Annotated in this window: 22 protein-coding genes; 10 read left to right on the top strand and 12 right to left on the bottom strand. The window is 66.8% G+C overall.

Translation table 11 applies throughout. From position 1 onward, the window contains the following. Positions 1–567: 567 nt before the first annotated feature. From QPR87_RS01445 to QPR87_RS01435, 3 genes are read left to right on the top strand one after another with little or no spacing between them, the layout of a single operon-like run. A complete protein-coding gene (locus QPR87_RS01445; protein ID WP_104492975.1) occupies positions 568–1,377 on the top strand; it encodes an ABC transporter ATP-binding protein in 810 nt (269 codons plus the stop codon). Next, positions 1,374–2,153 carry an ABC transporter permease gene (locus QPR87_RS01440; protein WP_011751101.1) on the top strand — a complete coding sequence of 260 codons (780 nt, stop codon included), beginning with the start codon at positions 1,374–1,376 and terminating at the stop codon, positions 2,151–2,153. Before QPR87_RS01445 ends, QPR87_RS01440 begins: the two co-directional genes overlap by 4 nt. A gap of 13 nt (positions 2,154–2,166) precedes the next feature. Then, entirely contained in the window at positions 2,167–3,168 is a 1,002-nt protein-coding gene (locus QPR87_RS01435) for an ABC transporter substrate-binding protein (protein WP_285047915.1), read from the top strand. A gap of 47 nt (positions 3,169–3,215) precedes the next feature. On the opposite strand, the gene QPR87_RS01430 is transcribed toward QPR87_RS01435, so the two are convergent. Next, positions 3,216–4,148 (bottom strand): LysR family transcriptional regulator, encoded by a 933-nt coding sequence (locus QPR87_RS01430; protein WP_104492976.1) that lies wholly within the window; start codon positions 4,146–4,148, stop codon positions 3,216–3,218. Positions 4,149–4,254: 106 nt separating this feature from the next. Between QPR87_RS01430 and QPR87_RS01425 the strand changes: the two genes are divergently transcribed. Together QPR87_RS01425 and QPR87_RS01420 are read left to right on the top strand one after the other, a co-directional pair. After that, on the top strand, positions 4,255–5,442 hold the full coding sequence (locus tag QPR87_RS01425; RefSeq protein WP_285047914.1) for a CaiB/BaiF CoA transferase family protein: 1,188 nt from the start codon (positions 4,255–4,257) through the stop codon (positions 5,440–5,442). A gap of 1 nt (position 5,443) precedes the next feature. Continuing rightward, positions 5,444–6,397 (top strand): hydroxymethylglutaryl-CoA lyase, encoded by a 954-nt coding sequence (locus QPR87_RS01420; protein ID WP_104492977.1) that lies wholly within the window; start codon positions 5,444–5,446, stop codon positions 6,395–6,397. A gap of 274 nt (positions 6,398–6,671) precedes the next feature. On the opposite strand, the gene QPR87_RS01415 is transcribed toward QPR87_RS01420, so the two are convergent. From QPR87_RS01415 to QPR87_RS01390, 6 genes are read right to left on the bottom strand one after another with little or no spacing between them, the layout of a single operon-like run. After that, positions 6,672–7,811 (bottom strand): alpha-hydroxy acid oxidase, encoded by a 1,140-nt coding sequence (locus QPR87_RS01415; protein WP_285047913.1) that lies wholly within the window; start codon positions 7,809–7,811, stop codon positions 6,672–6,674. A 12-nt stretch (positions 7,812–7,823) separates the two neighbouring features. Further along, entirely contained in the window at positions 7,824–8,714 is an 891-nt protein-coding gene (locus QPR87_RS01410) for a dihydrodipicolinate synthase family protein (protein WP_285047912.1), read from the bottom strand. Between the two features lie 17 nt (positions 8,715–8,731). Continuing rightward, on the bottom strand, positions 8,732–10,495 hold the full coding sequence (locus QPR87_RS01405) for an ABC transporter permease subunit (RefSeq protein WP_285047911.1): 1,764 nt from the start codon (positions 10,493–10,495) through the stop codon (positions 8,732–8,734). Further along, positions 10,495–11,577 carry an ABC transporter ATP-binding protein gene (locus QPR87_RS01400; RefSeq protein ID WP_285047909.1) on the bottom strand — a complete coding sequence of 361 codons (1,083 nt, stop codon included), beginning with the start codon at positions 11,575–11,577 and terminating at the stop codon, positions 10,495–10,497. The genes QPR87_RS01405 and QPR87_RS01400 overlap by 1 nt, the downstream gene beginning before the upstream one ends. A gap of 23 nt (positions 11,578–11,600) precedes the next feature. After that, positions 11,601–12,683, bottom strand: a complete 1,083-nt coding sequence (locus QPR87_RS01395; RefSeq protein WP_285047907.1) for an ABC transporter substrate-binding protein — start codon at positions 12,681–12,683, stop codon at positions 11,601–11,603. A 36-nt stretch (positions 12,684–12,719) separates the two neighbouring features. Further along, entirely contained in the window at positions 12,720–14,165 is a 1,446-nt protein-coding gene (locus tag QPR87_RS01390) for an FAD-binding oxidoreductase (protein WP_285047905.1), read from the bottom strand. Between the two features lie 204 nt (positions 14,166–14,369). Between QPR87_RS01390 and proC the strand changes: the two genes are divergently transcribed. The 3 genes from proC (at position 14,370) to QPR87_RS01375 (ending at position 16,710) form a co-directional block, all read left to right on the top strand. Continuing rightward, positions 14,370–15,176, top strand: coding sequence for a pyrroline-5-carboxylate reductase (gene proC / locus QPR87_RS01385; protein ID WP_285047904.1), 807 nt, complete (start codon positions 14,370–14,372; stop codon positions 15,174–15,176). 159 nt (positions 15,177–15,335) lie between these two features. Continuing rightward, positions 15,336–15,971 (top strand): helix-turn-helix domain-containing protein, encoded by a 636-nt coding sequence (locus QPR87_RS01380; RefSeq protein ID WP_011751089.1) that lies wholly within the window; start codon positions 15,336–15,338, stop codon positions 15,969–15,971. 145 nt (positions 15,972–16,116) lie between these two features. Next, complete coding sequence (locus tag QPR87_RS01375) at positions 16,117–16,710, top strand: ATP-binding protein (protein WP_285047903.1); 594 nt, start codon at positions 16,117–16,119, stop codon at positions 16,708–16,710. On the opposite strand, the gene mhpA is transcribed toward QPR87_RS01375, so the two are convergent. After that, positions 16,605–18,245, bottom strand: coding sequence for a bifunctional 3-(3-hydroxy-phenyl)propionate/3-hydroxycinnamic acid hydroxylase MhpA (mhpA, locus tag QPR87_RS01370; RefSeq protein WP_285047902.1), 1,641 nt, complete (start codon positions 18,243–18,245; stop codon positions 16,605–16,607). The two genes, QPR87_RS01375 and mhpA, sit on opposite strands and share 106 nt — an antisense overlap. 276 nt (positions 18,246–18,521) lie before the next feature. Between mhpA and QPR87_RS01365 the strand changes: the two genes are divergently transcribed. After that, positions 18,522–19,160 carry a TetR/AcrR family transcriptional regulator gene (locus tag QPR87_RS01365; protein WP_285047900.1) on the top strand — a complete coding sequence of 213 codons (639 nt, stop codon included), beginning with the start codon at positions 18,522–18,524 and terminating at the stop codon, positions 19,158–19,160. A gap of 51 nt (positions 19,161–19,211) precedes the next feature. Here QPR87_RS01365 and QPR87_RS01360 read toward each other — a convergent pair whose 3' ends face one another. Beyond that, positions 19,212–20,969 carry an FAD-dependent oxidoreductase gene (locus QPR87_RS01360; protein WP_285047898.1) on the bottom strand — a complete coding sequence of 586 codons (1,758 nt, stop codon included), beginning with the start codon at positions 20,967–20,969 and terminating at the stop codon, positions 19,212–19,214. A gap of 55 nt (positions 20,970–21,024) precedes the next feature. Continuing rightward, positions 21,025–22,098: a maleylacetate reductase gene (locus QPR87_RS01355; protein WP_285047897.1), complete on the bottom strand. Its 1,074-nt coding sequence runs from the start codon at positions 22,096–22,098 to the stop codon at positions 21,025–21,027. A 93-nt stretch (positions 22,099–22,191) separates the two neighbouring features. On the opposite strand from QPR87_RS01355, the gene QPR87_RS01350 reads away from it, so the two are divergent. Beyond that, positions 22,192–23,142, top strand: coding sequence for a LysR family transcriptional regulator (locus QPR87_RS01350; protein WP_285047896.1), 951 nt, complete (start codon positions 22,192–22,194; stop codon positions 23,140–23,142). Between the two features lie 4 nt (positions 23,143–23,146). Here QPR87_RS01350 and QPR87_RS01345 read toward each other — a convergent pair whose 3' ends face one another. Both QPR87_RS01345 and QPR87_RS01340 read right to left on the bottom strand, forming a co-directional pair. Next, positions 23,147–23,479, bottom strand: coding sequence for a hypothetical protein (locus QPR87_RS01345; protein ID WP_285047894.1), 333 nt, complete (start codon positions 23,477–23,479; stop codon positions 23,147–23,149). A gap of 7 nt (positions 23,480–23,486) precedes the next feature. Further along, the gene (locus tag QPR87_RS01340) at positions 23,487–24,320 is read right to left on the bottom strand and encodes an intradiol ring-cleavage dioxygenase (protein WP_285047892.1); all 834 of its coding nucleotides are present in this window, start codon (positions 24,318–24,320) and stop codon (positions 23,487–23,489) included. Positions 24,321–24,340: the final 20 nt, after the last annotated feature.

Below are 24,340 nucleotides of genomic sequence, written 5' to 3'. Positions count from 1 at the left end.
CACTAGCTTGCACGAATCCGTCGTGAAGACGGTTCAGGCGCCATCAAGCAGAGGCGGAGCTCGTCCTTCCGCCGGACCGCATATCGCAAAACTGTCGTATGACTTCATCTTGCAACAATTCCAGTCGTAGGGCCACCCCGCCGCGCCGACACTCTGGCGAGGCATTTCTTTTCGTCCAGCCGCCCCCGGTGGCGGGAGCCGCGGCGCACGGGCCGTCAAGTCGCCGAGTTCCTTGTCCGGGTGGCTGTGCCTGACGGCTGCACCGCACGCGGCACACTGTCACAGCAGCCGCGGAGAGCTTTGCCGGGAAAGGCGAAGTTCCCCCAATTCCGCCGCCTTTCAGCGGTCGAAAGATGGCGGTGGATAGATTTCTAATTAATAGAACAAAACGTATGAAATTATATAATTGTGAGCATGGTTGGGCTTCGATAATGTGAGGGGAACCGCATGAGGAGGCTTGCGGCAAGGCAATATTCAGTCAGCGCTCGGCATTCAGTCGGGGCATGTCGGATCAGCCCGGCATCCCGCCCGGCCGATCATGGCGGCGATGACGGTCAGGGAGGATGAATGCAGCACGCCGTGCGTCTGGACAATGTCGACATCAGTTTCGGAGCGGCGGGGAAAAGCGTGTTCCGCGCGGTTGCCGGCGCAAATCTCAGCGTTGCGAAGGGCGAGTTCGTCGCGATCGTCGGCCCGACGGGCTCGGGAAAGTCGACGCTGCTGAACGCGGCCGCCGGGCTGCTGAAGCCTTCGGCCGGCACCGTCGAGATCCAGGGCCAGCCGCTCGATGGCCTCAACGGGCGCGCGGGCTATCTGTTCCAGGCCGATGCGCTGATGCCGTGGAAGACCTCGCGCGACAACGTGGCCATCGCGCTGGAAATCTCGGGCACGCCGCGGCGCGAAGCGCTGGAGCGGGCCGAGAACTGGCTGGAAAAGGTCGGCCTGAAGGGTTTCGGGCACCGCTATCCCCACATGCTTTCCGGCGGCCAGCGCAAGCGCGTCGCCATGGCGCAGGTGCTGATCCGCGACCCGGAAATCCTGCTGATGGACGAGCCCTTCGGCCCGCTGGACGCGCAGACGCGGCTGATCATGGGGGATCTGTTGCTGGACCTGTGGCAGCAGGACCGCAAGGCGGTGATGTTCGTGACCCATGATCTGGAAGAGGCCATCGCGCTGGCGGACCGGGTGGTCATCATGTCGACGGGACCGGACGCGAAGCTGATCGGGGATTTCACGATTCCCTTGGCGCGGCCGCGGGACGTTTCCGAGATCAAGCTGTCCCCCGAGTTCCAGGAACTGCACCGCGACATCTGGCACCTGCTGAAAGAGCAGGTGCTCAAGGCCTATGGCAACCAGAACCGGGAGGAGCGGGCATGAGCAGGACCGTCCTTGCAACCCTGCAGGTCCTCGTGGCGGTCATTGCCGTCGCGCTGTGGTGGGTGATCACCCAGACGTCGATCCTGGGCGATCCGGCCCGGATCCAGTTCTTTTTCTCGACGCCCGCCGACGTGTTCTGGCAGATCGTGGCCTGGTTCAGGAGCGGCGAGATCTGGCGGCACCTGTGGATCACGCTGATCGAGGCCGCGCTGGCCTTCGTCATCGGTGCGGTGGCCGCGATGATCGCCGGGTTCTGGCTGGCGCGCAGGCCGAAGCTGGCCGCGGTTTTCGACCCCTATGTCAAGGCGGCCAACGCCTTGCCGCGCGTGGTGCTGGCGCCGATCTTCACGCTGTGGTTCGGCCTGGGCATCTGGTCCAAGGTGGCGCTGGGGTTCACGCTGGTCTTCTTCATCGTGTTTTTCAACGTCTATCAGGGCGTGAAGGAGGTGAACCGGACCGTCCTGCAGAACGCCCGGATGCTGGGCATGTCCGAGCGTCAGTTGCTGCGCCACGTCTATCTGCCCTCGGCGCTGAGCTGGGTGTTCTCCTCGCTGCATGTCTCGATCGGGTTCGCCGTGGTCGGCGCGGTCGTGGGCGAATATCTGGGGTCTTCCGCCGGGCTTGGCTACCTGATCGCGCAGGCCGAAGGCATGTTCGACATCGCCGGCGTGTTCGCGGGAATGTTCGTCCTTTCGGCCTTCGTCCTTCTGATCGACTGGGGGGTGACGATGGTGGAAAGGAAGCTGCTGGTCTGGCAGCCCGACAACAATCACTGAAGGGAGGAGCAATATGACGATGCTCAGGACTATCCTTGCGGCGGCGCTGGTGGCAGGCGCGACGCCCGCGGCGGCCGAAACCGTCAAGATCGCGATCGGCGGTGCCAGCTGCATCTGCTACATGCCCGTCGTTCTGGCCGAACAGCTGGGCCTTTACGAAAAGCACGGGGTCGATGTCGAACTGGTGGACTTCAAGGGCGGCTCGGCGGCGCTGAAGGCGGTGGTCGGCGGCAGCGCGGACGTGGTTTCGGGCTATTACGAACACACCATTACGCTGGCGGCCAAGCGGCAGGAGCTGTCCTCGTTCGTGCTGATGGGGCGGCTGCCCGGCATCGCCGTGGCCGTGGCGCCCGGCAAGACGGACGAGGTCAAGTCGATCAAGGATCTTGCCGGCAAGACCGTCGGGATCAGCGCGCCGGGTTCCTCGACCGACTTCTTCCTCAAATACATGCTGTCGCAGGCCGGGCTGGACCCGAATGCCGCCTCGGTCGTCGGCGTCGGCGTCGGCGCCACCGCGGTCGCGGCGCTGGAGCAGGGCCGGATCGACGCGGTGGTCACGCCCGATCCGGCGATCACCCAGTTGCAGAGCCGGCACGCCGACCTGCCCATCCTGGTCGATACCCGCAAGGCGGCGGACACCCACGCCCTGTTCGGCGCCGATTACCCCGGCGCGGCGCTTTATACCCGCACGGAATGGCTCGACCAGCATCCCGAACAGGCCCAGGCGCTGGCCGCCGCCATCGTCGAGACGCTGGAATACATCCACAACACCCCCGCCGAGGAGATCGCAGCGAAGATGCCGCCCAACCTGGTCGGTGCGGACAAGCAGGTCTATATCGAATCGCTGAACAACAGCATGGAAATGCTGTCGGAAACCGGGCTGGTGGATGCGAAGGGTGCCGAAGCGGTGCAGACGATGCTGAGCTTCAACCTGCCCGAGGTGGCCGGCGCCACCATCGACCTCGGCAAGACCTATACCAACGCCTATGTCGAAAAGGTCTCGGCGCAGCAGTAAGCGGCGAAACCGATAAGAAGGCCCCGTCCGCCCGGACGGGGCTTTCGTCATTCCGCCTCGATCAGTCTTGCCGGCCATATGCCGTCGTTGACGGCGCGGACCATCAGGTCACGGATCAGGTCGCGGATCGTCTCCAGCGCGATGGTCGGCGGCCGATCCGTCTGTTCGCAAAGATAAAGCGTCCTTGTCAGGGTCGGCGAGATGATCGGCCGCCAGTGCAGCCTGCCGGATTTGATCTCGTCGCCCATGAACAGCGTCGTCCCGATGGTGCAGCCCAGCCCCTCGCGGACGGCGCCGGAGATCGCATGGACCGAATTCATCTGCAACTGGCTGGTCGCATAGATCTGTTCCAGGGTCTTGTGATGGTCCAGCAGCGCCCGCGCCGCCATGCCCTGGCGCAGCATGATGATCTTGAAATCCAGCAGCTCCGGCACCGTGACCGGCTCCGATCCGCTGCCGATGATCTCGCGCTTGCCGATCAGGACCAGATCTTCCTCGAGGATCGGCGTGGCCTTGAAGGTGCTGGTCAGCGGCGGGTTGTAGGCCAGCCCCAGATCGGCATCCGCCGAGGACAGGTGCAGCAAGGTCGTGCTGGAAAGGCTTTCGATCATGTTGAGCTGCAGGTTCGGATAATCCTCGACCACGACCTTCGCCAGCTGGACGCCGATGGCCTGGATCGCGGAATAGGCCATGGCCAGCGATACCTCGCCCGAAACATTGTCGCGAAACGTGGACAGGTCCCTTTTCGCCACCTCGACGGTCTTCAGGATGGACCGGGCATGAAAGTAAAGCCGTTCGCCCGCCGCCGTGGCCTCGAGGCCCCGCGACTTTCGCGTAAACAGCGGCGCGCCGATCTCGGCCTCCAGATTGGCGAGATGGTAGCTCAGCGCGGAAACGGCGATTCTCTCGGCATCCGCAGCCGCCGACAGGCTCTTGTTGTCGTAGATGCTGCAGAAATACCGCAATTGCTTCAGGTCCAAGAGTGCCTCGCATGGATGCTATTTTTTAGAACGTATCTGTAAGTATTATATAATTGTAAGAAGGGCTGGGCAATCCTATCCTGTCGCCGATGGTATGGGAGGCCGCATGACTGCCGAGTTCAAACCCCTCGAGGGGATCCGTGTCGTTGAGATGAGCCATATGGTGATGGGGCCGAGCTGCGGCATGTTCCTGGCCTTCCTGGGTGCCGAGGTCGTCAAGGTCGAGCCGCCCGGGGGCGACAAGACACGCCAGTTGACCGGCATGGGCAGCGCTTTCTTTCCGCTGTTCAACCGCCGGAAGAAATCCGTCGTCCTGGACAGCCGCACGCCGGCCGGCAAGGAGGCGCTGAACCGGCTTCTGGCCTCGGCCGACGTGTTCATCGACAACTTCAAGGACAGCACCTTGCAGGGGATGGGGCTGGATGCCGAAACCCTGCACGAACGCTTTCCGCATCTGATCTGCGCCAGCCACAAGGGTTTTCTTTCAGGCCCTTACGAGCGCCGGACGGCGCTTGACGAGGTGGTGCAGATGATGTCCGGCCTTGCCTACATGACCGGCCCCAAGGGTCGGCCGCTGCGTGTCGGCACCTCGGCCAACGACATCATGGGCGGGCTGTTCGGCGCCTTCGCCATCATCGCGGCGCTGTTCGAGCGGGGCAAGACAGGCGGGGGGCGGACCATCCGCGTCGGCCTGTTCGAGAACTGCCTTCTGCTGGTCTCGCAGCACATGGTGCAGTTCGAGCTGGAGGGCAGGGATCCCGAACCGATGCCCGAGCGGGCGTTCAGCTGGCCGATCTATGACGTCTTTGCCGATGCCGACGGGGGCCAGATCTTCATCGGTGCGGTCAGCGACGGCCACTGGACCCGGCTGTGCGGCTATCTCGGCCTCGACGACCTGCTGCAACATCCCGAACTGCAAGGCAGGATGGCCCGCATCAATGCCCGCTCCTGGGTGGTTCCCCTGGTTGCGGCGGCCGTCGCAAGGCGCCCCATGGCCGAGCTTTTGCCCGCGCTGGAGAAGATGGAGATTCCCTTCGCGCCGGTGGCCAAGCCCTCGGATCTGTTCCGCGACCAGCATGTCATGCGGCAGGGCGGGCTCGCCTCGTCCCAGACCGCGGATGGCCGGACCTTCCGGGCGCCGGCATTGCCGATCGAGATCGACGGCGCCTCGCTGGCCGGCGGGGGCGACGTGGACAGCATCGGCGGGCACAATGCCGAGATTCTCGGCAGTCTCGGCCTGACGCCCGAGGAAGTGGCGGCCGCAGCCAAGGCACCCTCGGGCGAGGCGGCGTGACATGACCGGCCCCGTATCCGCCACCGGCCGGCAGGTTTCCGTGACCGAGGTTTCGCCGCGCGACGGCCTGCAATCCGAAAAGGTCTTCGTCCCGACCCAGGACAAGATCCGGCTTGTCGAAAGCCTTGTCGCGGCGGGCATCCGTTCGGTCGAGCTGACATCCTTCGTATCGCCGCGCGCCGTGCCGCAGATGCGCGATGCGGCCGAGCTGGTGCGGCATTTCCGGGGTCGCGCCGGTGTCCGCTTCAGCGCGCTGGTGCCGAACCTGCGCGGTGCCGAAGCCGCCATCGAGGCGGGAATCGATGCCGTCGTGATGTTCGCCTCGGCTTCGGAAAGCCACAACCTGAAGAACGTGAACCGCTCGCGCGCCGACTCGATGGCCGGGTTTCGGCAGATCGCGCGCATCGCCGAAGAGGCAGGCGTCGCGCTGCACGGCGCCATCGCCACGGCCTTCGGCTGCCCCTTCGAAGGCGACGTGCCCGTCGGCAACCTGGTCGACCAGGCCAGGCGGTATCGCGACCTCGGCATCTCGCGGATCACGCTGGGGGACACGACCGGGATGGCGACGCCGGGCAATGTCGTGCCGGTGCTCGATGCGCTGCGGACGGCGGTTCCCGAGGTGGGGATCGCGCTTCATTTCCACAATACGCGCGGCGTCGGCCTTGCCTGCGCCTATGCCGGCCTGCTGCACGGAATCCGCGATTTCGAGGCCAGCGTGGGCGGGATCGGCGGCTGTCCGTTCGTGCCGCGCGCGACCGGCAATATCGCCACGGAGGATTTCGTCTACATGTGCGAGGAATCCGGCTTTCCGACCGGGATCGACCTTGGCAAGCTGATCGAGGCAGCCGGGACAGCCGAGCGGATTCTGGGCAGGGAACTGCCCGGCCAGGTCATGAAGGCCGGGCCGCGCCTGGCGCTTTCCAGCATGGACGTGGTCAGGACGGCCAATGGCTGAACCCGTGTGCGCAAGGGCAGGATGAGCCACGTCCGGCTTGTTGGCAGGAACGCTTGGACGGCATGCTCCACAGCACCGATAACGGGCCAGCCCCGGACAGAGGCGTTTATTCTCCGGTCAACGATTTTTCCGGCATAGCCCCCGTCGGTTCGAGAGCCGGAACGAAGGTTGCGAATGCTCGAGGAAGCCACCATCCCCCGCGCCGCGCTGATCTGTTCGACCAGCCGGAAAGGGTGTCCGCGCGCTTGTCGCTTCGCTTCCGGCTTGGCCGGCTTCAGTTGTCGAAGGGGCAAAGATCGGCAAGCGTCCGCGCGCCAAGAAAGCCCATGCCCGTCCGCATCTCGGCCAGGATGATCTCCAGCAGCGCCGCGGCGCCGGTCTCTCCTCCGGCGGCAAGGCCCCATAGCGGCGCGCGGCCCAGCTGGACGGCCGAGGCGCCGAGGGCGAGGTATTTCAGCACGTCAGAGCCGCGCCGCACGCCGCTGTCGGCCAGCAGTTCGGGAACCGCGGCGGGATTGGCGGCGATGCGGGGCAGGGCCTCGGCAGTCGTCGGCAGGGCGTCGAAATTGCGCCCGCCATGGGTCGAGACCACGATGGCATCGGCGCCCTCGGCCTTGGCGCGCATGGCGTCCTCGGTCCCCAGCACACCCTTCAGGATGATCCGGCCCTGCCAGCCGTCGCGCAGCGCGCGGAAATCCTGCCATGTCAGCGCCGGGTCCAGGCGCAGCTCCTCGGCCGTCACGGGCGACAGCAGGCCGGCGCGAAACTCGGGCGGATAGTGGCCATAGCTGGGCATCCCCCGGCGCAGGCCCGGCCGCAGGATCACCTCCCACAGCCAGCGCGGATGGCGCAGCATGTCGGCGACATTGCCGGGCGTCGGCCGGAACGGCACGCCGAAGCCGTTGCGCTGGTTGTATTCGCGCTTGGGCGGCATCTGCGTGTCCACGGTCAGCACCAGCGTGTCGCAATCGCAAGCCGCGACCCGGCGCAGCAGCTCGGCCGTCCGGGCGCGGTCCTTCCAGACGTAAAGCTGGAACCACAGTTCGGCATCGGGGGCGCCGCGGCGGATGTCCTCGACGGGCTCGACCGATTGCGTCGAGACGGTGAAGGGGATGCCGAAGCGGCTGGCGGCGCGGGCGAGCTTCGTCTCGCCCCTATCCGCGACCATGCCGGCCAGCGCGGTCGGTGCGATCACCAGTGGGGTCGGATGGCGGCGGCCCAGCAGGGTGGTCTCCAGCGAGGCGGGGCAGTCGCCGTTCAGGATGCGCGGTCGAAGCCGGACCCCGTCCAGCGAGGCGCGGATGCGGGCCAGCGAAACCTCGTCCTCGGTGCCCCGGTCGATATAGTCGAACAGCCCCCTCGGCAGGCGCCGCCGCGCGGCCGCGCGGAAATCGTCCGTGTTCAGCGGCGCCATCCCCGGCGGTCCCTATGCGGCCAGCAGCTTTTCGACCTCGGCCCGCAGCCGGGCCGAGCGTTCGGGCTGGCAGGCATCCAGCGGCATCAGCACCTTTTGCGCGTCGATGCCGAACAGGTCCAGCACCGATTTCATCGGGCCGGGATTGGTCTCGCCGAAGGCCGCGTTCATCATCGGCAGGGCCTGGCGGTGCAGGGCCAGCGCGCCGGCCAGGTCGCCCGCGGCCAGCATGTCGTGCATCCTGACCCAGAAGGCCGGCAGCATCGAGGCGGTGACGATGATCCCGCCCTGCGCGCCCGCGGCCATATGCACGGGGAACAGCGAATCCTCGCCGCTGAGGATGGTGAAGTCGTCGCCGACCCCCGCCGCGACCTGCAGGAAGTGATACATGTCGGTGTTGCACGCCTTCATGCCGACGATGTTGGGGTGCCGCGACAACTCATGCGTGACCTCGGGCGGGATGGCGACGCGGGTGCGATAGGGGATCTCGTAGATCAGCACCGGCACCGGCGAGGCATCGGCATAGCGCATGAAATAGTCGCGCAGCCCCATCGGCGTCGGGTTGGTGTAATAGGGCGTCAGCACCAGCAGGCAATCGGCGCCGGCCGCGGCGTAGTCCTTGCCGGCCTTGATGGCGTCGTAATAGCCGGCATCCAGTACGCCCGCCATGACGGTCTGCCCGGCCTGGCTGCGCTCGGCGCAGACGGCCACGGCATCGACCCGCGTCGCATGCGGCAGCGCGCCGTATTCGCCGGTGCCGCCGATGGGCAGCACGCCCGTGCAGCCCCCGGCATAGACGTGATCGACGAGTTTCGCCATGTCGCCGCGCGCCAGGCTGTCGTCGCCGTTCACAAGGGTCGGCAGGGCGGGGATGATCCCGCGAAGGTCTTTCGAAGTCAGCATTGTCTATCCGTTCAAGTTTATTTCTGGCGACGGTTCAGCAGCCCGACCGCGACGATCAGCACCGTCACGAACAGGAACAGGCAGGTCGAGACCGCGGCGAGCAGCGGCGAGATCGACAGCGATACCTCGTCCCAAAGCTGCTTGGGCAGGGTCGCGGACATGCCGCCCGAGGTGAAAAGCGCGATGGTCAATTCGTCGAAGCTGATGGTGAAGGCGAAAAGGAAGGCCGAGATCATGCCCGCGCCGATGATCGGCAGCGTGACCAGCCGCAGCGTTCGGATCGGCGTCGCGCCCAGGCTTTGCGCGGCCAGGTCCAGCCGGGTGTCGTAGTTGCGCAAGACCGACATGACCGTCAGCACCACATAGGGCACGGCGATGACCGTGTGGCCGATGATCAGGCCCAGGTTGGTGCCGACCAGCCCGATCTTGGCATAAAGGTAGAACAGCCCCACCGACAGGATCATGTTCGGCATCACCACCGGCATCAGGGTAAAGGCCAGCAATGCCGTCTTTCCCCGCATCCTGCCGCGCACCATCAGGAAGGCGACGGGCGTGCCGATCAGCAGCGCCAGGACCGCGGTGCTGAAGCCGACGACCAGCGAGCGGGTCAGCGCGCTCATCCAGATCGGCGAGTTGAAGATCTGCTGATACCATTTCAGGGTAAAGCCCTGCGGCGGCCAGTTCAGCCCGCTTTCCGCAAAGGACAGCGGGATCATCAGCAGCACCGGCAGCGTCATCACCGCCAGCAGCACGGTGACGAAGCCCACCAGCGGGCGCGGCGCACCTTCGCGCGCGCGGCGGCGCGGAAACAGTCCGATGATCGCGTTCGAGGCATGGCCCAGCCCGGTCAGGATCGCGTCCCCGATACGCGAGAAGATCCCCTTGCGGCCGGGCCGGCCTTTCCTGGCCGAGGATTCGCCGGTCATGGTAGAAAGCCCGACGGCGCGGTCGTAGAGCACGAAGACCAGCAGCACGACCACCAGCAGCAGCACCGCGACGGCGCTGGCAAAGCCCCAGTTCATGGTCTGGATGATCTGCTCGATGATGATCTGGGTGATCATCGTCTCGCGCCGGCCGCCCAGCAGGGCCGGGAAGATGAAGAAGCCGATGGCGGTGACAAAGACCATCAGCGCCCCCGAGGTCACGCCGGGAAAGGACAGCGGAAAGTAGATCTTCCAGAAGGCCATGCCGGGCTTGGCGCCCAGGGTCGAGGCGGCGCGGGTCAGGTTGCGGTCGATGTTCTCCATCACCGACAGCATGGTCAGCACCGCCAGCGGCAGCAGGGCATGGACCATGCCGATGACCACGGCCGAGAAATTATACATCAGCGCGATGGGCGCGTCGCTGATGCCCAGCGTCTGCAACAGCTTGTTCACCACGCCGTTGCGGCCCAGCAGGATGATCCAGGCAAAGGCGCGCACCAGGAACGAGGTCCAGAAGGACAGCAGGATCCAGAACAGGATCCGGCCCTTTTTCGCCTTCGGCAGGATCGAGATCAGATAGGCCACCGGATAGCCGGCGATGACGGCGAAGATCGTGGTCACGACCGATATCTTCAGCGTCAGCATCATCACCGTCAGATAGACCGGCGTGCCGAGCAGGCGCTGGTAGTTCTCCAGCGAGAAGCCGCCGCCCTTCTGGAAGGACAGCAGGAAAAGCTGTGCCGAAGGGTAGATCAGGAAGGTCACCAGCAGCAGCACCATCGGCGCCGCCATCAGAAGCTGCCTGCTTCTGCGGCTCATCGGCCTGCGGGTCGCGGCCGGGGCGGGGATGGCGGTCATCAGGCGGCCTCGTCGGCGGGGATGGCGACGGCGTCGCGCGGATCGAAGCTCAGGCGATAGTCGCGGCCGGGCTCGGGCGCGTCATGGCTCATCGCGGTGGCGCGGGTGGCGATCAGCGGCTTGGACCCCAGCGCCGGCGCGTCGAGGAAGAACTTGGTGCTGGCGCCGGTCACGCTCCAGCTGCGCAGCCTGGCGTTCAGCCCCTCGCCAGGCGTGTCCTCAAGGCGGATGTTCTGCGGCCGCAGCATGACCTTGACCGCCGCGCCATGGCCCAGCGGCCGGGGCAGGGTGACGCGGATCTCGCTGGCATCGCCCAGCTGCACCACGCCCTCGCCGTCCGCGCCCGAGACGAGGCGACCCTCCAGCAGGTTCGCCTCGCCCAGGAAATCGGCGACGAACAGCGATTGCGGACGGAAATACAGGTCGGCCGGGCTGCCCAGCTGTGCGATCCTGCCGCCGTTCATCAGGCAGATGCGGTCCGACATGGTCATCGCCTCTTCCTGGTCGTGGGTGACATAGACGATGGTGCCGCCGATCTCCTTGTGGATGCGCAGGATCTCGAACTGCATCTGGTCGCGCAGCTTCTTGTCCAGCGCGCCCAGCGGCTCGTCCATCAGGATGACCGAGGGGCGATAGATGGTGCAGCGCGCAAGGGCCACGCGCTGCTGCTGTCCGCCGGACAGCTCCTTGGGGAAACGGTCCGCAATATGGGGCAGGCGCACCATGTCCAGCGCCTCCTGCACCAGCTGTTTGATCTCGGCCGCAGGCGTGCCGCGCATCTTCAGCGGAAAGGCGATGTTCTCGGCGATGGTCATGTGCGGGAACAGCGCATAGTTCTGGAACATCATGCCGATGTCGCGCTGATAGGGCGCGGCATGGGTCACGTCCCGGTCGTTCATCAGGATGCGCCCGCTGTCGGCCTCGGCCAGCCCGGCGATCAGGCTCAGCAGCGTGGTCTTGCCCGAGCCGGACGGCCCCAGCAGCGTCAGGAACTCGCCCTTCTCGACCTTCAGGTCGGTCGGTGCAAGGGCGACGAAGTCGCCATAGACCTTGCCCAGGCCCTGCGTTTCCAAAGTGCTCATGTCGCGATCCGTTCCCCCGGGCCCTAGCCGATGAACCAGCTGTTGAACCGCTCGATCACCGGGTCGGCGTTCTCCAGCCAATAGGCGGCGTCGATCTGCAGCCCGGTCTCGATGTTCGCCGGATAGGTCGGGCAGTTCCTGGCCACGTCCGCCGGGATGGTCTCGAAGGCAGCCGGCTGGACGATGCCGGCCGGGAAGAACTTGACCAGTTGCGCCATGCGCGCCGGGTCCGAGGCGAACTTGATCAGCTCGCGGCAGGCGTCGGCATTGGGCGTGCCCTTCAGGATCGACCAGCCGTCGCAGCCCCAGATGTTCTGGTTCCAGACGATCTCGACCGGGGCGCCGGCCGCCTGCGCCGATTGTGCGCGCGACACCCAGGTCGAAATCAGGTCGACCTCGCCCGAGATCAGCAGCTGTTCGGCCTGCGCGCCGCTGGTCCACCAGATGTCGGTGGCGGGCTGCACCTTGTCCAGCCGGGCGAATGCGCGGTCCAGGTCCAGCGGATAGACCTGGTCCGCAGGCACGCCGTCGGCCATCAGCGCCTGTTCCAGCGTGTCATAGGGGTGGCGGCGCAGGGTGCGGCGGCCGGGGAACTTCTCGGGGTCCATCAGGTCCGCCCAGGAGGCCGGCGCCTCGCGCCCCTCGAAGGCGTCGCGGCGATAGGCCAGCACGGTGGTATAGACGTTGGTGCCGACCTGGTATTCGTTGCGGAAATGCGCCGGGATCGACTGGATCACCGCCTCGGCATCCAGGCCCACGGGTTCCAGATACTTGGTCTCGCCCGTGGTCAGCTGCAGCACCGCCGGGACCGAGATCTTGCCCATGTCCCAGGTATAGGTCCCGGTTTCCACCATCGAGCGGATCTGCGCGGTCGGTTCGGCCTGGGCCTGGGCTGGCACGACCTCGATTCCGGTCGCCTCGGTGAAGGGGCGATAGAAGATCTCGGTATAGGCCTGGGTATAGATGCCGCCGTCGTCGCGCACCACGATGCGGGTGGACTGGGCGCGCGCACCCGAGGGGCGCCAGATCGCCGGCGCGGCCAGCCCTGCGGCCGCCCCCAGCAGAAGGGTCCGACGCTTGATCGTCGGCATGGTGGGTTTCGTCATGTCACGTCTCTCCTGTTGGTTGGTCTTGTCGGGTGGTCAGGCGGCCGGGCCGATGACGCGGTCGCGGTTCATCAGTCCGTCGGGGTCGATGCAGCGTTTCAGCGCGCGCATCAGGTCGAGCTCGGGGCCGGTCTTGTAGCGCTCCATCAGCCCGGTCATGGTCTGGCCGACGCCATGCTCGGCGCTGAAGGTGCCGCCAAGCGCGATGGCGATGTCGTTGACCGCGTTGCGCACCTGCGTCTCGACCGCCTGGCGGTCGGGCAGCGCCGCCCAGAGGTCATGCGCAAACAGCGCGATGAAATGGATGTTGCCGTCGCCGACATGGCCCACCACGGTCACGAGGATGCCGGGATGGACCTGCATCACCGCATCCGTGGCGCGGGCGATGAATTCGGGGACGCGGGCCACCGGAACTACCGTGTCCGAGGTGATGCTGACCCCGACCCGCGCATTCGATTCCGTCACGCTGTGGCGGATCGCCCACATCGCCTCGGCCTGCGTCAGGTTCTGCGCGATGCTGCCGTCAAGGACCAGCCCGGCCTCGAACGCCTGCTCCAGGATCCCGACCATCAGCGTGTCGAGGTCGGCAGAGGCGGTATCGGCCAGCTCGACCATCAGGTGCCAGCCCTCTCGCCCCTCGACCGGCGCGGCGTGGCTGCCGTGGTCCAGCACATTGGCAAGCTGCTGGGCGTTCATCAGCTCAAAGGCGGTCAGGCTGCGCCCGGCATGGCGGCGGAACAGTTGCAGAAGCTCCAGCGCCTCGGCCGGCCCTGCGATGCGCAGCCAGCACATGCCGATCGCCGGGGTGGCGGGATAAAGCCGCATGACCGCGCCGGTGACGATGCCCAGCGTGCCCTCGGCACCAATGAAAAGCTGCTTCAGATCGTAGCCGGCGGTATCCTTGTGCAGCGCCCGCATCATGTCCAGAACACGGCCGTCGGGCAGCACGACCTCCAGCCCCAGCGTGTTCGTACGCGTGGTGCCATAGCGCAGCACCGCCGTGCCGCCGGCATTGGTGGCGATGGTGCCGCCCAGCTGGCAGCTGCCCTCCGATCCCAGGCTGACGGGATAGAGCAACCCCTCGGCCGCCGCGGCGGCCTGAAGCTGGGCGATGGTGCAGCCCGCGTCGGCGGCGACGGTCAGCCCGAAGGGGTCGACGGCGCGCAGTTTGTTCAGCCGTTCGGTCGAGACGATCACCGGCAGGCGGTCGTCGGGCGTCGCCCCGCCGCACAGGCTGGTATTGCCGCCTTGCGGCAGCATCGGCCAGCCATGCGCATGCAGCAGCTTGACCAGCGCCGCGACCTCGGCCGTGTCGCGCGGCTTGCAGACGCAAAGGGCGGGTGCGTGGAACTTGCGCCTTGCGTCGGTGCAATAGCCCTGGATCTCGGCCGGGTTCTCCAGCACGGCACCGGGGCCGAGCAATGCGCGGATCTTATCCATCAGAAGCGTGCGAGAGGTCTCGTGCCGGGTCGCAGACGTCATATGATTTCCTCCAGACCCTTGGGGGCGACATCTTCGCGATGCTTCGTCCGCAGAATCGTTCCTTCCGTTCTCCTAACTCAAATTATCGAGTAATGATAGAAAAATTTATCGTATAGGAAAATTTAAGCACTTTAGTGGAGAAACTTTATCCGCTAGACAGGGGGCAAGGGCTTTCGATGGCCCGCAGCACAAGGAGCGATCCCGATGAAAGATCTGAACGATGGCGGCGTGCTGGTGGTCGGTTGCGGCCGGATGGGCGGGGCGCTGCTGGACGGATGGATCGCGCAGGGATTGCAGCCCGCCAGCCTGTGGATCGAGGATCCGCATCCCGGCGACAGGTTGCTGGCGCTTGCCGCGCAGGGCGCGCATGTCAACGCCCCCCGGCCTGCCCGGCCCGCGGTCGTGCTGCTGGCGGTCAAGCCGCAGATGATGGCTGAGGTGCTGGCGGGTCTTGCGGCGTTGCCCGCGGATGTGCCGGTGCTGTCGGTCGCGGCCGGTGTCTCGCTGCAGCAATACGGCGCGGCGCTTGGCGACCGCGCGATCATCCGGGCGATGCCCAATACGCCTGCGCTGGTCGGTCGCGGCATCACGGCGATCATCGGCAATGACCATGCCGGGCCCGGGCATCTGGCGCTTGCGACGCGGATGTTCTCGGCGGCAGGCGAGGTCGTCGCCCTTGAGGCCGAGGCCCAGATCGACGCGGTGACGGCGATTTCGGGTTCCGGCCCGGCCTATCTGTTCCTCTTTGCCGAGGCGCTGGAACAGGCGGCCCACGCCCTGGGCCTGCCCGAGGCGCTGGCGCGGCAGCTTGCCTGCGGCACGGTCGGCGGCGCGGCCGCGTTGATGGTGGCCAGCGGCCGCGATGCGGCCGAGCTGCGCCGCGAAGTCACCAGCCCCGCCGGCACCACGGCGGCCGCGCTTGCGGTGCTGATGCGGCCGGATGGCTTGCCGGACTTGATCGCGCAGGCGGCAGAGGCGGCCCGCGACCGTTCGGTCGCTCTGGGGCAATAGGCGGGCGCCGATCTTGCCCCCGCCTTAGCGAGACCTTCCCGCCGTCCTATGTTTACAGGGCATCAGGGCGCGGGAAAGTTCGGGATGGGGGGAATTCGCGCGGGACAGGGGTGCCGCACAGCGGATAACGTGACGTCAGGAATGCAAGGCTGGAGAGACATGCCGATCGTGAACCAGATTGGTGACATCGCAATGAGGCAGCGCCGCACGGCCCGTCCCCGGCGGGAGCGGCCGCTGGAGCTTGGCCCGCGGCTCAAGGCGCTTCGCAAGGGCCAGCAGCTGACCTTGCAGGAGGTCGCGCGCCTGACCGGGGTATCGACCTCGGCGCTGTCCAAGATCGAGCGCAACGACCTTTCGCCGACGCTGACCACCTTGCAGCGCATCGCCAGCGGCCTTCAGGTCGAGCTGTCGGCATTGCTGGGCGACGAGCCCGGCCACGCGCCCACCACCGGCCGCCGCAGCATTGCCCGGGCCGGACAGGGCGACAACCTGAACAACGCCACCTGCAACAACAAGCTGCTTTGCGCGGATCTCAAGGACAAGTGCTTCACGCCCATCCGCACCGTGGTCAAGGCCCGCTCGCCCGAGGATTACGAGGCATGGGGCGTGTCGGATGGAGAGATCTTCCTGACCGTTCTCAAGGGTGAACTGGTCATCCACAGCCGGATCTATGAGCCGCTGGTGCTCTATCCCGGCGACAGCATGTATTACGACGCCTCGACCGAGCATTGCTGGACATCGCAGGGCGATGTCGACGCCGAACTGATCTGGGTGCTGGGCACGCGGACGGCCTGAGGCCGGGACGCGCTCGCACCTCGCGGCCGGACGCGGAAACCGTGCTGCGGCGGGACGGGGGCCAGTTGCATGGGCATCCCGCCCCGTCCGCTGAATCGCAACGCCACAGGCCGCATACCCAACCAGGGGGCTCCGGCTTGCGGCTTTGGCGTGTTTCCTGCCGGATCATCGAACCGCAGGATCAAGCGCCCGGATGGACGTAGTCACGCCGGACAGCGCGCCGTCTCAGCTCGACCCGGATGCCTTGAGGAACCTGATCGAGAACGCGCTGATCCATTTCCTTGCTGACATGCCGGTCATGGTCCAGCTTCTGGCCACCGGCAGGTTCGCGGTCTCCGACGAGGCGGTGCCGGTCCCAGCGGGCCGGCTGGCTGAACTGCCGCGGCGGTTCGAGCGGGCCGAGACCGGCGGCCCTGGCTCCGGCCTCGGCCTGGCCATCGCCGAGAGCATGGCGCGGGCCGCAAGGGGGCGGCTGGAGCTGTCCTTGCCCATTCCGGGCAGGGCCGACGGTTTCCGCGCGGTATTCTCTTCGCCGGAAAAGCGGATGCGACGCGCCCGGCGCTGTCAAATCCTCCTGCCGGGCACGATGGCGATCCGGGCGGACCGCGGCGCGGGTCAAGGGGGCGTGTTCCCTTACTCCGCCGCCAAAGCCGGGCTGTCGACCAGGTCCAGCGCCCGCATGACCGCATCGACGCGCCGCTGGAAGGTCTCGGGGCTGTTCGCCGTCGCCGCGACATAGAAATCCGGCCGGATCAGCACATATTTCGCGTCGATCCCCTTGAGCCAGCGCCCATAGGTGCCTTCGGCGTCGATCACATCGCCATCGCCGCCGGGGGCGCAGACCTGCACGCCGAACCCGTCCAGCAGGTCGAGCCGCGTCCGCTGATCCGGGGTCAGCGCGGCCAGCGGATCGGCCTCGTGGCCGATTACCACCCAGCCCCGGCCTACGGCCTGGTCGAAGCGGCCGCTCCGGCCCTTGTGCTCGACCACGCTCTGCACCGACAGCTCGCCGGCATGGGCGCTGGCCGGGCACCAGGCGCCGGGGCCGAGATGGCAGATATCGGTCGGCACCGGCCGGTGATCGCGCGCATGAAGCTGGGCGATCATGCGGGCGTCGCGCTCGGCGGCCTCGGCCTCGTCGGCGATGCAGATGATGCGACCCAGTTCCTGGCTGAATTCGATGTAGTGACAGGCATGGTCCTTGCGCTCGCTGGTATAGCTGTCGAGCAGGCCGAGGCCCGCCTTGCCGTCGAGGATCAGGTTCAGCCGCCAGGCCATGGCCACCGCGTCGCGGATGCCGGCGCACATGCCCTCGCCGGCAAAGGGCGGCATCAGGTGGGCGGCGTCGCCGCCGATCAGGCAGCGGCCCTTGTGCCATTGCTTCGCCCAGCGGGCCTGAAAGCGATAGACGGCGGCGCGCTCAAGCGCGGCATTGTCGGGGGTCAGGCCCCAGGGCTCCAGCAATTCCCATGCTTTTTCCGGCGTCTGCATCTCGGCCACGGATTCGCCGGGCAGGACCATGAATTCCCAGCGCCGGCGGTCGGGCTGGCCGGGCCGGGGCGCGGGTCCGCCGGGCACGATGGTGGTCGGGCGCTTCGGATCGCAAAGCTGCCATTGCGCCGGCTCATCCGGGCGCGAGGCGCGGTAGTCGAATTTCGGCAGCATGTCCAGGATCAGCCAGTCGAAGAAATAGCCCTTGTCCTCGTTCTCGATGCCAAGCGCGTTGCGCACGAAGCTGTTGGCGCCGTCGGTGCCGGCAACGAATTTCGCCCGGATCGAGCGGTGCTCGCCATCCGGCCCGACCTCCTCGGGGTTCCGTTGCAGCGACAGCGTGACGCCCGTGGCATCCTGATCCAGCGCAACGGCGTTCCAGCCGCGCATCATGGCGATTTCGGGCATGCCGGCCGCGATCTTCAGCAGGCGCTTTTCCAGCAAGGGCTGGTTGAACCAGTAACGCACCCGCCAGCCGCTGGCCGACCGGCTTTGCCAGTCCACGATCTGCAGGTTCTCGCCCCTGGCATTGCACCAATAATAAAGCTCGTCGTGATGGCTGATCGAGGGGTCGTTCTCGGCATCGATGCCCAGCGTGGCAAGGATGCGGGCGATCTCGTGGTCGAAGGTCACGGCGCGGGGCAGGTCGTAATGCGTGCTCCAGCGCTCGATCAGCGTCACGCGCTTGCCGCGCTGGCCCAGCAGGATCGCCAGCAGCGTGCCGACCGGGCCCGCGCCGACGATGGCGACATCGGTGTCGATGGCCTGGATGGATTGGGTCATTCTTTCTCCTCCCTGAAACGATTGCCGGGGTTCCGGCCCGATCGTCCCGCGCTCCCATGCGGGCGGATCGCTTGGCGGAGAATGTCTCCTAAAAATGAATAATCGTCAACTTTGACTATAATTCATGATTATGCAATTCCTGCAATGCATTGGTGCCGTGGAGAAAATTCTCGCCCCTTCCTGCGGTGCATTGTCGCGCGTGGGGGCAGATCCCTGTGCCGTCTTGAGAGATGATTCGTTTCCGAATATGGTTCGGGGACGAATACGAGGCGGGACATGGCCGAGGCAGAGATCAAGGGCGAAGGCCGCGTCGCGCGGCGCCAGCGGCGAAACCGGGCGGCGCTGATCAAGGCCGCGCGCGAGATCATGACCGAGAAGGGCGCCGAGGCCGCCACCATGCTGGAGATCGCCGAGCGTGCGGATGTCGGCGCCGGGACGATCTACAATTACTTCAGGTCCAAGGACGAACTGGCCATTGCGGTGCTCGAGGGGCTGATGCATGACCTGGGGGTCAGCATCCAGGCCGTTACCGACGGGTTCGAGGACCCGGCGCAGGTCTATGCCTTCGGCATCCGCACCGTGCTGGATACCGCGACCGGCGATCCGCGCTGGCGGCAGATGTTGCACCGTTCCGAGGTGATCGCGGATGCATTGTTCCGGATGATGGGGCCTTTTGCGATTCGCGACCTCCGCCAGGCGTCGGCAGCCGGGCGGTTCGAGGCCGAGGATACCGAACTGATCTGGCGGATCAGCTGCCACGCGCTGATCGGGGCAAGCCTTGCCATGGCCGAGGGCCAGCTTTCGGCCGGTGAAAGCGAGAAGGTCGTCATCCGGCTGCTTTGCATGACCGGCATCGATCTTGCGGCCGCCACCGAACTCGCCCGCCGGCCGCGGCCGCCGCTGCCTCGCGGCTAGCACGACACGCCTGTCAGAGCCGCCGGGTGCAGCGCGCCCGGCAGCCGGGATTCAGCGCGCCAGAACCTGGCGCAGCACGCGCGACAACTCTGCCTCGGGCTGCGCGACAAGGCCGGTCGCGCGCCAGCAGACATGGTGGTCGGGGCGCACCAGCAGGCAGCCGTTATCCTTGATGTCCGAGGCGCGCGCCCAGTCGCCGCTGTGGTCGACATAGGTCTGGCGCGGCCCGATGACATGGGCGACCAGATCGATGCCGAGGTCGCGCGCCACCGTCTCGGCCGCCTCGGCCCAGGCTTCGCCGCCAAGGGCGGTCAGCAGGGTGAAGCGGCCATGGCCGCACAGGTCCAGCGTCGAGACCTCGGCCCCGTCGCCGTGGCGATAAAGCCAGGCATGCGGCAGGCGGGCGCCCGGCCAGGTCGTCGGCTGGTAATGCAGCTCGGGGTCGAGCTGGAAGGCCGGTTCGAGCTGGTCGTCGGTCACGACGGCATCCGAGCGATAGCGCTGGTTCATCTCGACGCCATGCGCGTCGAACTCGTATTTCTTGAAGGCGATGGCCTTGCGGATCGCATCGCGCTGCAACTCGGCCTGGGGGGTGCCGTCGGTGCGGGCCTGCAGGTTCTTTTGCATCTGCACCGGGTCCACCCCCTCGGCCATGCCGAGCGCGGCAAAGATCGGGCCGGTCTCGGTGATGGACTGGTTGGCGCGGGTCACGATCTGCCGGGCGACCGGCGCGCGCTCGGCGTCATAGCTGTCCAAGAGCCGCTCGCCGGCCTGCCCCTTGAGCACCAGGGCCAGTTTCCAGGCCAGGTTGAACGCATCCTGGATCGAGGTGTTCGAGCCCAGCCCGTTCGACGGCGGATGCCGGTGGATCGCGTCCCCCATGCAGAACACCCGCCCCTTCGCGGTCCGGGTGGCGTAATAGTTGTTCACCGTCCAGGTGTTGGCGGACAGCAGCTCGATCTCCAGCGCGGGATCGCCGACCAGCTGGCGGGCGACGCCAGTGGCGAATTCCTCGGTCACCTCGGGCTCGGGGCCGTTGATGTCATAGCCCCAGACGATCAGCCATTCGTTCCAGGGCCGCACCATGCGCACCAGCCCCATGCCGATGCCCCCGACATCGGCGCCGGGCTGCATCACCCAGTAAAGCACCGAGGGACGGTGCGCGACGTATTTCGACAGGTCGGCCCGGAACAGGATGTTCATCGAGCCGCCCACGCCCATCTTGCCCTCGAAGGGCAGGCCAGCATGTTCGGCGACCAGCGACTTGCCGCCATCCGCGCCGACCAGGTATTTCGAGCGGATGGTGATCTCCTGCCCGGTCAGCCGGTCGAGGCAGGTAGTGGTGACGCCGCCCTCGTCCTGCTCGTGGCGCAGGTATTCGGTGGACAGCCGCCCCTGCGTGCCGCGCGAGCAGGCGGTCTTGAACAGCAAGGGTTCCATATAGGTCTGCGGCAGGTCGTTCATCCGGGTGGGCGAGGACATCAGGTGCTCGGCCTTGGACAGCGGATGGTTGCCCCAGGCCTTCAGCCGGCCGATTTCCTCGCCCGCCAGGCTTTCGCAGAAGATGTTCTCGCCCATCAGTTCCTGATGGGTGGCGAACATATAGGCCTCGTCCTCGACATCGCGGCCAAGGTCGCGCAGCACCTCCATGGTGCGCTGGTTGGTGATATGGGCGCGGGGCGTGTTGGCCAGCCAGCGATAGCGGTTCACCGCCATGTTGGCGATGCCGTAGGTCGACAGCAGCGCGGCGGTGGCCGAGCCGGCCGGGCCGGTGCCGATGATCAGCACATCGGTGGTGATATCAGTCATTCGGGTCTCTCCTCCCAGAGTTTTCGTCGAAATCCGTGGCCGGGCGGGCGGCGGTTCAGCGGCCCGGCGCCTCGCCCGCCCAGGCGGCGGCCAGCAGCCGGCGCAGGGCGTCGCGCTCGACCGGACGGGGGTTCCAATAGGGGTTGCGGGTGGCGATCTCGGCGGCACGGTCCAGGTCCTCCTCCTTCAGGCCCAGGTCGCGCAGCGCCAGCGGCGCCCCGCTTTCGCGCGCAAAGCGGTGCAGCGCCGGGCCGGGATCGGCCTCGCCGAAGATCTCGGCCACCGGTGCCAGCAGTTCGGGCACCGCCCGCGCGTTATAGGCGATGGCATGGGGCAGGATCACGGCATGGGTTTCGGCATGGGGCAGGTCGAAGCTGCCGCCCAACGTGTGGCAAAGCTTGTGGTGCAGCGCCATGCCGACCTGGCCCAGAACCGAGCCGCAAAGCCATGCGCCATAAAGCGTCTCGCCTCGCGCGGCCAGGTCGCCCGGCGCCGCAATGACACGGGGCAGGGCGTCGCGAAAGGCGCGCAGCCCCTCGACCGCCATCAGCGAGGTCAGGGGCGAGCGGTCGCGGGCGTAAAGCCCCTCGGCGGCATGGGCCATGGCGTTGAGCGCGCTGGTCACGGTCATCGCCACCGGCAGCGTGGCGACCAGTTCGGCATCGTAGAGAATGACCGCGGGCTGCACGTGGCGGTCGGTGATCGTGGTCTTCAGCCCGTTTTCGGTCTGGCCCAGGATCGGCGTCGCCTCGCTGCCGGCATAGGTGGTGGGCACGACGATCTGCGGCAGGCCGGTGCGCAGCGCGATGGCCTTGCCAAGCCCGGTGGTCGAGCCGCCGCCCACCGCGACCAGCACGTCGGCACCGATCCCGCGGGCATGTTCGGTCGCCTGTTCCGAGACCTCGACCGGGGTATGCATGACCGCGCCGGTGAACCGGCCGGCCGCGCGGCCGCCGCAAAGAGCGGCGAATTCCTCGGCCATGCCGGCCTGCTGCGGCGTCGTCAGGATCAGCGCGTGGCGGGCGCCGAGCGCGTCGATCTCGTCGGCGACGCTCTTGCGCACGCCGCTGCCGAAACGCACGCGGACGGCAGGGCTTTGCGCGGTGAACTCCTCGCGGAAAAAGGACACTGGTTTTCCTCCCTCGATCCTCGTCCGGGGCAAGTTACACTGGCCAAAGACAAATATTGATCGGATGAGCGGAACATAATATGATAATGAGTTATGAAAATAGACAGCGAACATCTGGAAATCCTGGCGGTGATCGTCGAGAAGGGCGGGCTGACCGAGGGGGCCGAGGCGCTTGGCAAGTCGCAGCCCTCGGTCTCGCGCAGCATGGCGCTGCTGGAAAAGCGCATCGGCATGCCGCTGTTCCAGCCCGGCCGCCGCCCGCTGCGCCCGACCGAGCTGGGGCTGAGCCTGGCGCGGTTCGGCGCCCGCATCCGCGCCGCCAATAAGGAGGCGAGCCTGCTGGTCCAGCGTTTCCGCAAGGGCCATGCCGGGCGGCTGCGGGTCGGCGGCTCGCCGATCTTCATGGACGGCGTGGTCTCGACCATGATCGCGGATTTCCAGATGCGCAATCCCGAGGTGCAGATCGACCAGTCCTATGGCTATGTCGATACGCTGGAGGTTTCGCTGCGCAACGGTACGCTGGACATGGCGATCCTGCCCCTGCATCCCAGCCAGGTGCCGCCGGGGCTGAGCTTCATGCCGGTCCTGCCCAGCCGCAACGTGGTCGCGGCGCGCGCCGGCCATCCGCTGACCCGGCGCAAGGCGATCGCGCAGGCCGACCTGGCGCCCTATACTTGGATCGCGCCGCCGGCGAACAGCCCGCTTTATCGTGATCTGGAGCGGGCGCTGAAATCCATCGGGCAAGAGGATTTCAACGTCAGCTTCTCGGGCGGCACGCTGGCCTCGATCCAGTCGGTGATGGCGGGTTCCGATGCGCTGACCGTGCTGCCTTATTCGGTGGTGTTCCTGTCGCGCCGCAGCGTGCCGATGGAGGCGCTGCCGCTGCGCATTGACCACCCCGAGCGGCAATTGGGCCTGCTTTTGCCCGAGGACCGGCCGGGCCCGCCGGCCATGCGCCAGCTCATCGCCTTCCTGACCGAGGAATTCGCACGGCTGACCGCGCGGATGGAGCACGACCAGCAGGTGACGCGCCGGCGCGGCTGAGCGCCTATTTCAGCGCCAGATAGGTCCTGGGGTCCAGCATGCCCACCCGCACCGCGACATCGAGGCCGCTGGCCTGTTCCAGCATCTGCCGCATGGTCCCGGCGACGGCGCGGATCCGCTCAGGCGTGCGTTCGCTGCGCGGCAGGATCAGCAGTTCGGCATTCACCTGCGGCTGGCCGGGCAGGCCCATCACCGGCAGCGCGGCGACCTGACAGGCGGCGGCATCGACCGCCAGCCCGTCGCAAAGCAGGTCGCGCAGCCGGGGCAGCGCCTTTTCGATGGCGTCGCGGCAGGCGGCGAGGCGGGTTTCGTCGATATAGATCTTGACGTTGGGCATGATCGGCTCAGGCAGGGACCAGGATGAAGTCGAAGGGCGAGCGCCAGACGGTGTCGCCGTCGATGCGCTCATAGGGCGCGATCAGGCTGTCCTTGACCCCGAAGACCGCGTCCGATCCCAGATAGGTGTCCCCGCCGACGAAGGTATGGGTGACCAGCTTCTGACAGCCCGGCGCGGTGACGAGATAATGCATATGCGCCGGCCGGTAGGGATGGCGGCCCAGCTTGCCCAGCATCTGCCCGACCGGCCCGTCGTCGGGGATCGGATAGCTGACCGGCTTGATGCCGACAAAGCTGTAGCGCCCGTCCGGCCCGGTGACGAAGCGGCCGCGATTGTTCCATTTCGGCTGGATGTCCGGCTGCTGCACGTCATAGAAGCCGTCGGCATTGTCGGACCAGACATCGACCGTGGCGCCCTCGACCGGATTGCCGTCGAGGTCCAGCACCCGGCCTTCGAACAGGCAGCTTTCGCCCTTGCCGTCCAGGCTGATGCATTCGCCCATCTCGCGGATCGGCGCGCCCTCGACATGGAAGGGGCCGAAGACGGTGTTCTCGGTCGCGCCTGTCGGCCGGCGGTTGTTGATCGCATCGACCAGCATGGAAAAGCCCAGCACGTCCGAGAGCAGGATGAACTCCTGCCGCTCACCCGAGCAGATCTGGCCGGTGCGGGTCAGGAAGTCGATGCCGGCCTCCCATTCCTGCTGGGTCAGGCCGATCTCCTTGGCAAAGGCGTGCAGGTGCTTGACCAGGCAGGCCATCACCTCGGCAAGGCGGGCATCGGTCGCCTCGCCCATGCGGGCGTTGACGGTCTGGACCGATGCCGCTTCGGTGAAATAGGACATGGTTCTTTCCTTTCGTGAAT

Source organism: Paracoccus sp. SSJ, assembly GCF_030234105.1.
Lineage (GTDB): Bacteria > Pseudomonadota > Alphaproteobacteria > Rhodobacterales > Rhodobacteraceae > Paracoccus > Paracoccus denitrificans.
Note: the sequence above shows the minus strand (reverse complement) of the source record. Positions and strands in the feature narration are given on the sequence as shown.